Origin of the sequence: Oceanobacillus alkalisoli, from assembly GCF_022213125.1 — a bacterium.
GTDB lineage: Bacteria > Bacillota > Bacilli > Bacillales > Amphibacillaceae > Oceanobacillus > Oceanobacillus alkalisoli.
On the sequence record NZ_JAKNRA010000002.1, the window covers coordinates 152,194 to 164,928 of the forward strand.

The 12,735-nt window shown below is 39.3% G+C and carries 9 protein-coding genes, 2 pseudogenes and 1 riboswitch; of the genes and pseudogenes, 2 read left to right on the forward strand and 9 right to left on the reverse strand.

Translation table 11 applies throughout. The annotated features are described in order from the left end of the window. Positions 1–688: 688 nt before the first annotated feature. Positions 689–1,072 carry an SA1362 family protein gene (locus L3V42_RS05370; protein ID WP_235760883.1) on the forward strand — a complete coding sequence of 128 codons (384 nt, stop codon included), beginning with the start codon at positions 689–691 and terminating at the stop codon, positions 1,070–1,072. Between the two features lie 37 nt (positions 1,073–1,109). Here L3V42_RS05370 and L3V42_RS05375 read toward each other — a convergent pair whose 3' ends face one another. The 6 genes and pseudogenes from L3V42_RS05375 to L3V42_RS05400 form a co-directional block, all read right to left on the reverse strand. Then, positions 1,110–1,997: a patatin-like phospholipase family protein gene (locus L3V42_RS05375; RefSeq protein WP_235760884.1), complete on the reverse strand. Its 888-nt coding sequence runs from the start codon at positions 1,995–1,997 to the stop codon at positions 1,110–1,112. A 160-nt stretch (positions 1,998–2,157) separates the two neighbouring features. Then, positions 2,158–2,580, reverse strand: coding sequence for a transcriptional regulator MntR (gene mntR / locus L3V42_RS05380; protein ID WP_235760885.1), 423 nt, complete (start codon positions 2,578–2,580; stop codon positions 2,158–2,160). A 441-nt stretch (positions 2,581–3,021) separates the two neighbouring features. Beyond that, complete coding sequence (locus tag L3V42_RS05385; protein ID WP_238471499.1) at positions 3,022–3,288, reverse strand: hypothetical protein; 267 nt, start codon at positions 3,286–3,288, stop codon at positions 3,022–3,024. A gap of 272 nt (positions 3,289–3,560) precedes the next feature. Beyond that, positions 3,561–5,330: pseudogene (locus L3V42_RS05390) on the reverse strand (vitamin B12-dependent ribonucleotide reductase); the annotation flags it as partial. A gap of 239 nt (positions 5,331–5,569) precedes the next feature. After that, entirely contained in the window at positions 5,570–5,878 is a 309-nt protein-coding gene (locus L3V42_RS05395; protein WP_238471500.1) for a DUF559 domain-containing protein, read from the reverse strand. A 678-nt stretch (positions 5,879–6,556) separates the two neighbouring features. Next, positions 6,557–7,345: pseudogene (locus L3V42_RS05400) on the reverse strand (ribonucleotide reductase barrel domain-containing protein); the annotation flags it as partial. A 324-nt stretch (positions 7,346–7,669) separates the two neighbouring features. Between L3V42_RS05400 and L3V42_RS05405 the strand changes: the two are divergent. After that, on the forward strand, positions 7,670–8,044 hold the full coding sequence (locus L3V42_RS05405) for a rhodanese-like domain-containing protein (protein ID WP_235760889.1): 375 nt from the start codon (positions 7,670–7,672) through the stop codon (positions 8,042–8,044). Positions 8,045–8,245: 201 nt separating this feature from the next. On the opposite strand, the gene gcvPB is transcribed toward L3V42_RS05405, so the two are convergent. From gcvPB to gcvT, 3 genes are read right to left on the reverse strand one after another with little or no spacing between them, the layout of a single operon-like run. Then, positions 8,246–9,715 (reverse strand): aminomethyl-transferring glycine dehydrogenase subunit GcvPB, encoded by a 1,470-nt coding sequence (gene gcvPB, locus L3V42_RS05410; RefSeq protein ID WP_235760890.1) that lies wholly within the window; start codon positions 9,713–9,715, stop codon positions 8,246–8,248. Next, positions 9,708–11,057, reverse strand: a complete 1,350-nt coding sequence (gene gcvPA, locus L3V42_RS05415) for an aminomethyl-transferring glycine dehydrogenase subunit GcvPA (protein WP_238471501.1) — start codon at positions 11,055–11,057, stop codon at positions 9,708–9,710. The genes gcvPB and gcvPA overlap by 8 nt, the downstream gene beginning before the upstream one ends. A 12-nt stretch (positions 11,058–11,069) precedes the next feature. Continuing rightward, complete coding sequence (gene gcvT / locus L3V42_RS05420; RefSeq protein ID WP_238471502.1) at positions 11,070–12,191, reverse strand: glycine cleavage system aminomethyltransferase GcvT; 1,122 nt, start codon at positions 12,189–12,191, stop codon at positions 11,070–11,072. A 202-nt stretch (positions 12,192–12,393) separates the two neighbouring features. Continuing rightward, positions 12,394–12,488: riboswitch (glycine riboswitch) on the reverse strand. Positions 12,489–12,735 lie beyond the last annotated feature (247 nt).

The window sequence follows — 12,735 nt, forward strand, 5'->3', positions numbered from 1 at the left end:
GGAAGTTCTAATGCCGGCGTTGGTCACAGGACGTGACCCTTCTTAGCCGGCCTCCCGCAGGAGTCTCGAGGTTTCTGGACTGCTACCAGGAAAGACCAAATATGGATCACTGTTTAATGTTCCAAAGATATAATTCCTATCGTGACGAAACAATTTCTATTCAGAGAATCAGTTCAGTTGCCCGGTGGACGGTGACTCCTGCGGGAACAGCACGAGCCTGGAGACCCCGCAGGGCGCGAGCCCGAGGAGCTCTAGCAGTGCCTAAGGATGCGCATCCGTCCACCAGGCAACTGAACGGCGGTTAGAGAGCGAACCATGAGAACGTGCAAAACACTTACGCTGTATGAAAGTGATGTTCGATTTTAGTTGTCAGGGATTGGTTGTTTTTTAATTTCAAGTAGATATATCTAGTTGTTATAGATTATAAACGTTGGGTGAATCATTTTTAATAAAAATAAGGTTAACCAATAGTCTTATCTTATTATTTTTAGTACAATTAAAGTAGGGAAACTTGCACGAAGGCCACCTACAAAGGAACCTGATTTTCACGTATAGATTTTTGTTAATCGTCAAGACTGTTAATAGTTTAAAAGGTACAGTCCTTTCACTGATTTCTAAGTTTCCCGATGCTGAATTGTGGTATATAGCTAGTAGAGTGTATTTTTATGAAGGAAAGGAGGACTTCTTCATGAAACGTAAAAAAATAGCTTATATTTTTTACATCATCATCGCCCTTGCTGTATTCGGAGTGATTACACAACTGTTTGGGAATACCCGTAACTTTTTAATGGGAATGTTTATGATGCTTGGGTTTGCCGTTGCTATTTTTGCGTTGCTCTATTTTGTAGTTAACCGTTCAAGAGGTTCGTCCGATGAAATGAAAAAATATAAACAAGCTGTCAAACAATCGAAATCAAAATACCAGCAAACTACACCAAAGAAACCAAAACAACCCGAGTCATTTAATCGAAAGTATCCACGAACGCGCAATGGAAAAAAACGCCCTACCCATTTACGAGTAATTGAAGGAAATAAATCGAAGGCAAAAGGAAAAGACCGAGCCACTTTTTAAGTAACTCGGTCCGGTCTCTTTTGTTCCCCTTTACCATCTAGCCGGACCAGCTTCTAAGAAAACGATCTGCTGCCTTTTTTCCAGCAGCAGCAAGTTCTAATTTCTTCTCTTCTGACAAATTAAAGTCAGTAGCCGCAAGATCCTGTACAGGAACAAACAATATCTTATTTTCCTCTGCTTTTGAAATATACCGCATATCATGAGCTTTCTTCATTGTAAGAAATAGAGCATGGAACATATTGAGTGCATTCGTAATTGTTTGTGGCTCGTTCAGCATTTCGCCTTCCTCTGTTAACTTTACACCTAGAACGGGCCGTAATTGTTGTTTGCGTCCGAAAATCCAGAGCGGAAAATTACTTAATAACCCTCCATCAACGATAATGCTTTTGTTTTTCGTTTTTCCAGGGAGTTTTTTAGGCATAAAAAAATAAGGAAATCCAGCACTCATCCTTACTGCTTTCGCTACTGGAAATAGGTTTGGATCAAGACCATAATGGGGCATCAGGTCATCTGGAAAAACAACAAGCCTGCCTAGTGATAAATCACTTGCAACAATCTTCAAATAACCCTCTTTCAAATCTTTAAATGTCCGAATGTTTTTTGCTGCTAATATTTCCGTTAACCATTCCTCTAATTTGTCGCCTTTATAAATACCCATCTGAAAATAAAGAAAGCCCCATTTCATAAAAGGAAAGTATCTTGTAAGAATGGGCGGATCCATAAATAATTTCACGTCAAGTTCACGGATGATTTGTTCAATTTCTGCGTTCGTGTAGCGGGCCGCTATTAAGGCCGAAATGATTGCTCCTGCCGATGTTCCTGCAACGCGTTCCAACTTGAGCTGGTGTTTCTCAATACTTTCCAGTACGCCTACATAAGCAAACGCTTTTACTCCACCACCCGAAAACACCGCATCAATTCGCATAATCTTCCCCCTGATTTATTTCGTAGTATTATACTTACGAAGATTGGGGATAAATTTAGAACTGATTATTTCAAATTGTTATCATCATACTGCAAGATTTATGGTCACAGTTGTATTAGTGATTAAAAAACACGCGCCATTGAATTAGAAAAAACGCGTGTTAGTTACTTTGATTCGATTGCTGAAGTGTTTTTAAATCTTTGATCCGCTGTTCATCTTCTTTAAAATATCTCACTAAATCATCGATTCGGTCGATGGAGTTCCAACTTAAGTGATGTTCAATACCTTCGACATCTTCGTAGATATTTTCCTCTTTTACCCCAATGATCTCAAGGAAATCTTCTAGGAGATCGTGGCGATATAGTAGTCGCTTTCCAACTTTTTTCCCCTTATCCGTCAACATAAAACCACGGTATCTCTCGTAATTAACGAATTCGCTCTTATCGAGCTTTTGAATCATTTTCGTTACAGATGACGGGTGAACTTCTAACTCTTCAGCTATGTCCGATACACGGGCATATCCTTTCGTTTCGATGAGAATATATATTTGCTCAATATAGTCTTCCATACTCGGTGTTGGCATATCGTCACCTCATTTCATCGTGCATCAAAGTTTATCTAACGCAAAATTTTTTCTTCCATTTTTAGAATACCTTATAAATACGAAGGAGACAAGTAATTATACTAAAAAGAAAAAAGATTAGTCAATAGGATACCCGTTACACGCTTACGATAAACGAGTGCGTGTAACATTTTTGCCTGCTGATTAATCTTTAATTTTAAAATTAAGCCTGATTATGATCTAGTTTAATGAATTTCATAATACGTATTTAATGTTTCATCATCACCATATGTAGTTGAGTTGGTTCGTTCCCAACTAAATATGGTGATGATGAAGCCGACTTTGGTAATTATGAAATTCATTCAGTTGTAAACTTAAATTTTTGCACTCATTTCGATACCTTTATTAATCAATTTTATAATTGGATTTTCAATTTATCTCCAGGCGGTGGAGATGGGATACCTAAAAAACAGTGTTTTCATCAACCATAATTTGTTCTTCTATATTTGAATAGCCCTTCATTTTGTGAATTATTTCATTTTGGTCTATCACAATCGTTGCTAATCCGGCAATATGATGCTCCTGTTCTTTTATATAAGCCTCTAAACTGTTTTCTAAATCTATATTTTCATTTTCGGAAAACGTTGATTGAGGGCTATATCCAATAAAGGTCCAGAAAAGCAAAAAACAAATAAAAAACTTAAAAGTAGCTATTTTGTGATTGCTCAATTTGTTTCAGACCTTTCAGACCCCTTTTCATCCATTTTACCCTAGCTTTCCATCGTTGCTGATAACAATCATCCTTCATCCTCTTTTTTAGTTGGTTCTACATAATATACCACTGTTATTGTTTTTTTGAAAATATCCACAATTAAACACAGGGGCGGAGATAATAGACGGTTACATCGGGATAAATCATTTTCATATGCAAAAAACAACCTCTTATGGTCATCATACCTAAGAGGTTGTTTAATCAAGCTCCGTATTAAGTTACTTAACTCTTATATTCCACATTTCAATTGGGCAGCACAGTTTGTACATGTGTTGCATCCACCAATGTCTTCAATGCTTCCTTGACGACATACCGGGCATGTATCCCCAATTTCAGAGCCGATGTTTACATTTGTTGAATCCAGTTGTTGAATCGTGTCCATTAAAACAACTTTTGGTTTGTCTGTTTCATCTTCGAACAGTTCTGTCTGCTCGCCAACTGTATTTTCTTCAGCTTTCAGTGTCAGTACTTGAGAGTCACGGCTTCCGTCAACATAAACGGTTCCACCTTTCGCTCCTCCTTTGTACAATCTCTGATAGACACTTTCTACTTGTTCAACCGTGTATCCTTTTGGTGCGTTAACTGTTTTCGAAATAGAGCTGTCTACCCAGCGCTGGATGACACATTGTGTGTCCGCATGTTCTTCAGCTGAGAGATCCATCGCGGATACGAACCACTCCGGTAGATTTTCTTTATCCGCATTTGGATTGTTCTCCAAATACTCCTCAACAATTGCTGCATTCACTTCAATAAATTTACCTAAGCGACCACTTCTGAAGTATGAGAAGGAGAAGTATGGCTCAAGTCCAGTAGATACTCCTACCATAGTTCCCGTACTGCCTGTCGGGGCAACGGTTAGCAAGTGAGAGTTACGGATACCGTGTTCCAATATGCCTTCACGAATATCTTCTGGCATTGTTTTCATATAACCGGTATTGATAAATGCTTGGCGCAGCTCTTTCGTTTCTTCATCCGTTTCACCAATCAGGAACGGGAAGCTGCCTTTTTCTTTTGCAAGTTCAATGGAAGCTCTGTAAGCGCTCGTTGCAATTGTTTCAAATACTTTATCAACGAGTGCGTTCCCTTCTTCTGAACCATATCTCGTTTCCGTGTAGATGAGCAGGTCATGCAGCCCCATTACGCCAAGACCTACCCGGCGCTCACCGAGAGCTTGCTTTCTGTTTTCTTCCAGGAAATATGGAGTTGCATCGATCACATTATCCTGCATTCTAACTCCGGTGCGGACTGTGTCTTGTAGTTTTTCAAAATCTACCGTCTTATTTATTTTATCCGTCATTTCCGCTAAGTTTACAGCTGCCAAGTTACATACACTGTATGGTGCGAGAGGCTGTTCTCCACATGGGTTCGTTGCGACAACTTGCTGTCCGTAGCTTGATGCGTTTGTCATATCATTCGCATTATCGATAAAGAAAATACCAGGTTCTGCAGAGTATGTCGCACAAACGTTGATTAAGTTCCATAGTTCTTTAGCACGAATACGGCGGTATACGCGGACACCGTAACCCATTTCTTCCCATTTACGTACGTCACCGACTTCATGCCACGTTTCGTTATAAGCTTTCATTTCTTCCGGTGTATAATTTTCCACATCCGGGAAGCGCAGTTCGTACATTTCGTCATTTTCCACAGCTTCCATGAACTCTTTTGTTATACATACGGAAATATTAGCTCCTGTTAAAAAATCTGGATTATGAACATTGTAAGAACCGCCATCCCTTAACTTCTGTCCAGCCTCATGCATCGAGGCTTCTGTGAATCCTCCTAGACCTGGGAAGCCTTTATAGTTTTGTACGCTCGTATATAAATCAATTTCCGTCTCCGTTAGTGGAGTGAAGTTCAGTTTTTCTCTTGCCAGAATTTTGATTTGTTCATCTTCTGTATTTTCAATTAAATACCTCAAAATACGCGGATTCTGCATTTTTGAGATAATGAACTCAATAATGTCCGGATGAGAATCCACCAGCATAATCATTTGTGCCAATTATGTTGCGTTGATTCGTTACATCAACTCTCCAGGTCGCCCTAGAGTTCAGACCATATCTTACATTCCTTTTTGAATGTCCTCGCACTTCGGAGTCACTTGACTCCTACTCTACTCGCTTCCACATTTCTGTGTGCTTTCGATGGTCGTTGAACCTTCACCATTTGACAGGTGCTTGGCTGCTGATTGTCTTTAACCACCTGCTGTTTTAAAGCATTCACGCTTACCGTTTCCAGTTACGTTGTAGCCAGCAAGTCATATATGATACGTTTTACATTATTGAAATTGTTTAAAATGTCATCTTCCCAGAATCGTATAAGAATATACCCATTTCTTTTTGCAAGTTCATTTTTTTGTTGGTCGATTTTTATCCGTTCAATTTGCCATTCTTCCGGAACCGGATAATATTTTGGGTTTGCATGCCAATATTCTCCGTCACACTCAATAATAACTCCATAATTTGTTAATAGAAAATCAAACTGTCTTTTTTCTAAGATAAAAGAATATTGGTAGTCAATTTCAAGTTCACTTAAAAATTTCTCCATTTTCCTCTCTATCCCAGTTTTTTTAAAAACTTGATTTTCCATTTGCAGGAGTGTTGCTGCTCGAATTTTTTCGATTGTTTCCTGAGAATAAATACCTTTTTTACCACTATTCCAAGAAGGAGTACTTTCTTCTTGTTCTCGCTGTTTTAGTTATTATGTTTTTAAAGTGAGATATCTTTTCTTTTTCAGACATTAATTGATGCCAATTCATTGTCTTATTTGACCGAAGTACTTTTTCACAAGAATGACTGCATGTTTTAGTTTTTCTATGTGGACGGGTACTTGTGTCAAATTTTGAATTACATATTATACAAATCAGAGGATTTCCTTTACTTCCGCATGATTTACTACAGTATCTATTAGGTATTCCTCTGTATAACTTAACTGTCTGATTGCAAAGTTCATATACACACTTTAAATCTTGTGGTTTATAATGGTAATTTATTAGGTATTCTTCAAGATTAAGATTATGATTTTTTATTAAATGCGATGTAAATCGACCTTGCTTATTATGGTTAAATTCAAATCCACAAATCTTACATTTCTGAGTTAATTTCGCATCATATGGAATCATGATTTCCACCTCAATATAGTATTTTCAATGAAAAACATGATTAATAAAAAGAGTTTCCAGCAATTCACGAGGTTTATTTATAGACGAGGCACTTAAGCTGATTTACCACGTCTCGATCCGCCTTGTTCCACTAAATGAGTCAGTTTGGCGATATCGTCAAGCCAGGATACGGATCCGGATGACTTTCCGTTTACTCCGCGGGCCAATGTATTTCTTGGACGAAGTGTTGAACCGTTCGTTCCTACCCCTCCACCGCGGGACATGATTTCCATTACTTGTTTCCGGTGGTCAGAAATACCCTCCCGCGAATCTTTTACATATGGCATTACATAGCAATTAAAATAAGTTACATCTGTATTTGCTCCTGCACCATACAATACACGTCCTGCTGGTACAAAATTAAGATCGGATAGCTCCTTATAAAACATCTCAAAGGATTCTTTACGTTTTTCTTCCGTTTTCTCCACAACTGCTAAGCCGGTCGCATTTCGTTTAGCGATTTGTTCATAGAAGATTTCGAGCGGTTTATCAATCACATCAATGGAACGTGTGATAATGCCAGTTTCCATTTCTGCTTCGTTATCAAGTGCCGATACAAATTCATCCAGCACTTTAATGTCTGCTTCATTTTTTTCCCAATTGATTGCTTGGACAAATCCTAAGCCTCTTGCAGGGAATTTAGGATCAGATTTTACCGTTAACACAACAAAATCTCCAGTTTTTAATGTAGCTTTTCCAGTATCTTTAAAAGCGTATCTGTCGAGCATGACCAAGCGTGAAACTCCATGATGTGTGAGCTTCATATCACTTGTAATTGGATGTACCGCATCAAATAATTCAATATCCTTATTCAGGGCAGCCACATCAATTCCATTAACTTTTTCTAATAACATCGACACGAAACCACTCCTTTTTTCATCTTTTTTTGTGTAATGTGTTATAATATGTAGTACCACGTTTTATAAATTCTAAAACAATATATGGTATCGGATAACGAGTGAACACACTATATATTGTGTATTAAACATGATTAATGAGATTTTGTCAAGAGAATATATTTACATTTCCCTGCGAAAAAGTGCTGGTAAGCTTGCAGGAATCGACTTTTGCTTCAAATAATTTTTTGTAAAAAAGAATTGGATAAACGAAATACTTTTAAAGCAGAAAAAAGTATTTTATAATATGAAATGAGATATGAGAAAGACGGGGGAAAAAAAATGTCAGTATTAATAATTGTTTTAGTTGTATTGCTTGGTTATTCGATATTCCGTTATTACAGACAAAAAATGATTTTGAATGTACTAACTCAAGATCAATGGGTTGAAGGCTACCGAAAAGCCCAGTTAATTGATGTGCGTGAGCCGCAAGAATACGACGCCGGCCATATCCTCGGGGCGCGAAATATCCCAGTGACTCAACTGAAACAGCGTCTAGTGGAAATTAGAAAGGACAAGCCGGTTTACTTATATTGTCAAAAAAGCAGCCGTTCAGGTCGCGCTGCGCAAATTCTGAACAAAAAAGGCTATAAAGAACTCTACCAACTAAAGGGCGGTTTCAAAAACTGGACCGGAAAAATTAAAGCAAAAAAGTAGGAAAACAAATGCCGACAGACACTTTATCCATGTCTGCCGGCATTTTATTTCATAAAGTGAAACTTCATTCAGCGGTGGTTCCTTTATCTCCCCCACTGCATATTAGTTGAACAGAATCGGGGACTGTTTATCCCCCACCTTCCCACGAAATGCTTCAAAAGTCTAGAGTCGGGAGGGTCACATACCGTTCGTGATCAACTATTATGCATGGTCTGTACGCGTGTACCGAAGAATTGGCTTCCTTGCCGCTGTCGTTTCGTCCATTCGTTTTACAATCGTATGATGTGGAGCTTCTTGGACGGTTTCAGGGTTGTCTTCTACCTCTTTTGCAATGTTCACCATAGCATCAATAAAACCATCGAGTGTCTCTTTTGACTCTGTTTCTGTCGGCTCAATCATCATTCCTTCTTCAACGATTAACGGAAAATAGACCGTCGGTGGATGATAACCGAAGTCGAGAAGACGTTTCGCCATGTCGAGGGTACGCACGCCGAGCTTTTTCTGTTTCTTGCCGGACAGGACGAACTCGTGCATACAATGTTGCTTATATGGTAAATCATATACATTCTCCAACTTACGCATCATGTAGTTCGCATTTAATACTGCATATTCGCTTACCTTTTTCAGTCCCTCTGCACCCATCGTACGGATATACGTATAGGCACGCAGATTAATTCCAAAGTTTCCATAAAATGCTTTAATACGACCAATAGACTGTGGACGATCATGTTCTAATTTATATTCATCATTCTCTTTCACAATCAATGGTTTTGGTAAAAATGGTGCCAGTTCTTCTGTCACTCCAATAGGTCCTGAACCTGGACCACCGCCGCCATGCGGACCGGTGAATGTTTTATGAAGGTTTAAATGAACAGCATCAAAGCCCATATCGCCTGGTCTTGTGTAGCCCATAATTGCATTCAGGTTCGCTCCATCATAATAAAGTTTTCCTCCAACACCGTGGATAATCTCAGCCATTTCCATAATTTCTTTTTCAAAAAGGCCGAGTGTATTCGGATTTGTCAGCATTAGTGCAGCTGTATTTTCATCTGCAACGCGCTTTAGGTCTTCAATATCAACTAAGCCAGCCTCATTTGATTTCACTGTTACAGCATCAAAACCTGCTACTGCAGCAGATGCCGGATTTGTCCCATGGGCAGAGTCGGGAACGATTACTTTTGTCCGGTGGTGATCCCCGTTTGCCTCATGGAAAGCACGGATCATCATTAATGCGGCCCATTCGCCTTGCGCTCCTGCTGCCGACTGTAAAGATACTTCATGCATACCAGTAATTTCCTTAAGTGAAGTTTGTAAATCATACATCATTTCCAGTGCACCTTGGACGGTTTTTGGATCTTGATATGGATGAATATGGGTAAATCCCGGAAGACGTGCTACATCTTCATTTATTTTTGGATTATATTTCATTGTACAAGAACCAAGCGGATAAAATCCGGAATCCACTCCATAATTCCTATTGGATAAACCTGTATAGTGCCGCATGATTTCTAGCTCGCTTACTTCAGGTAAATCTGGAGCGGACTTCCGAACGTACGAATCTTCAAAATCTGCATCAAGATCGATGTCCGGTACATCGAGATCTGGTAAGCTATAGCTTGTTCGCCCCTTTTTACTACGTTCAAAAATTAATGGAAATTCCTGTTTAGGCATTGATATCCCCCACTTCCTTAATAAATTGATCAATTTCATCCTTTAAACGGATTTCCGTTACAGCGACTAACATACAATTTGTTAATTCTGGATAATCACGACTTAAATCATAGCCACCGACAATTCCTTTGGAAAGAAGCGCTTCATTCACTTCACTCATCGGTTTATCCAGCTGTATGACAAATTCATTAAAGAATGGCTTGTCAAATAGGACAGGTATTTGAGCTTCCTCAAACTGCTTCTTGGCGTAACGTGCTTTCTTCATATTTAATTGCGCCATTTTTCTTAAACCATGCTTTCCAATTGAACTCATCGCAACCGAACTGGCTAGTGCATTAAGCGCCTGATTGGAGCAAATATTCGATGTTGCTTTGTCCCTGCGGATATGCTGTTCTCTTGCCTGGAGCGTAAGCACAAATCCACGCACCCCATTTTCGTCTGTAGTCTGCCCGACAAGACGACCTGGAATTTTACGCATTAATTTTTGTGTTGTTGCGAAATAACCACAATGCGGACCACCGAACTGAGCTGGTATGCCAAACACTTGCGTATCTCCTACTACAATATCAGCTCCAAATTCACCAGGCGGTGTCAAATACCCAAGAGCCAGCGGATTACTTGAAACTACCATCATCGTTTTCTTTTGGGTGTTAATTAATTCACGTATCTTAGCCAGCGGTTCTATTTGACCAAAAAAGTTCGGATATTGAATGACTACACCAGCTACATCTTCATCGAGTTCTTTTTCAAGCGAGTTCAAATCTGTTACACCGTTTTTATGATCTATTTCAACGATTTCAACATGTTGGCCAGTAGCATACGTTTTTACTACTTCTAGTGATTCCGGATGAATTGCTTTTGAGACGAGTACTTTTTTTCGTTTTGTATGGGCGGCGCTTAAGTTCACCGCTTCACCAAGTGCTGTCGCCCCGTCATACATTGAGGAATTTGCGATTGGTTGGCCGGTTAGTTCAGCAATCATTGTCTGAAATTCAAAAATCGCTTGCAGCTCCCCTTGAGAAATCTCGGGCTGATACGGTGTATATGCAGTATAAAACTCAGAACGACTGATGACGTGATCGACAACGGAAGGAATGTAATGATCATACACACCCGCACCCAAGTATGAAGTGTACTCTTTTAAGTTCACGTTTTTATTGGACATTGCTGTTAGTTCTTTCATTAGCGCATATTCATTTTTACCAGGCTTTAAGTTCAGTTGCCCTTTGAATCGAATCGCTTCTGGAATATCTGAGAACAATTCATCTGTTGAATCGACTCCGATTGTACGAAGCATTTCGACCTTATCCGATTCCGTCATTGGTAAGTAACGAAATTCCATCTTCAACCCCTCCTAATTATCTTTTTTATAAAATGGTGTCGGTACTACTTTCGCTTTCAGTTTCCGTTTCCGTACTTGAATCAAGACTTCCGTTCCAAGTTCGGTATAATCCACCTCAAGCAGTGCGCGACCAATATTTTTCTTTAGTGTCGGCGATTGTGTACCTGTCGTGACATGACCAATAGTTTTATCCCCGGCTCCGGATAAAACTTCATAACCCGTCCTTGGAATCCCTTTATCAATCATCTCCAGACCGACAATTTTTCTTTTCGGTCCATTTTCAGCCTGTTTTTTCAGCGTTTTCTTTCCGATAAATTCAGCTTCTTTATCAACTTTCACGGCGAATTTCAAGCCTGCTTCAAGCGGTGTAATCGTTTCGGATAGTTCTTGACCATATAATGGCAAGTTAGCTTCAAAACGGAGTGTATCACGAGCCCCTAGTCCAGCTGGAACAATTCCAGCACCTTCTCCAGTTTCTAAGAGTTGATTCCAAAGCTTAGGTCCCTCTTCCGGCGCAACATATATTTCAAATCCATCTTCACCCGTATAACCGGACCGAGAAACAATTGCCTCCTGTCCGATACCACGCAAAACGACATCACTTTCAAAGCAAAACGGCTTAATAGCTGCTAGATTTGTATCGGTTAATTGTTGTAAAATAGCTTCTGCTTGAGGCCCCTGAATAGCTAGGAGACTATATTTATTCGATTCGTCAATAATAGCAACTGCTTCATCGGCGTAGGTATTATGTTTCTCTAACCAGGCTAGATCTTTTTCTGTATTTGCTGCATTGACAACAAGCATATAATGGTTTTCTCCGAGCATGTAGATGAGTAAATCGTCTATTACACCTCCATCCTCGTTACAAAGAAAGGTGTATTGGGCTTTCTTCGGTTTCAGTTTACTCAAATCATTCGTTGTCATCTTTTGAAGGAATTCGAACGCCTTCCTTCCTACTACACTAATTTCTCCCATATGAGACACATCAAATAACCCTGCATTTGTTCTTGTTGCATGGTGCTCGTCCTTGATTCCAGAGAATTGAACAGGTAAATCCCAACCCCCAAAATCAATCGTCTTCGCCCCGTATTTTTCATATTCCGGAAAAATTGGTGTGCGCTTTAATGGTTTCAACTTTACCACTCCCTCAGAAAATAATAGATGTTTTTATATTCTGATTTCTTAAATATAAAAAAACAGAGATTTCCTAATAATTAAGAAATCTCTGTCCTTCTACCAGAAAGTTGCATGCGAACGTCCAGGAATTCCTAATTCCTTCCGTTCCCACTTGCTTCTTGGGTGGTTTACAAAAAAATGTAAACGCTCTCCAGAGTTGTGTCCGATAAAAGTCTTTTTGCCTGAGAGATTCGTCTTTTAGCTTGCTCCTTCGGCGTTACACCAAAATCGTGTAAGCTCTCCCCTTATCTTCATCCACAGCATATATTTTTTTATAATGGTAAAACTAAGTTTATCACGCATTAACAGCCTGTAGTACCCCCACCTCTAAAGATGTGGGAAATCCGAAATGTGAAGGTGCGGGAAAAACAGTCCGTAAATCCCTGATTCTGTTCAACTAACTTTCAGCGGGAGTAGTAAGGAAGCCCCCACTGAATGAAGTTTCACTTTATTATAAGAAATACTCTGCCTTTGCATTGAATAATACCATACTATTTACAAA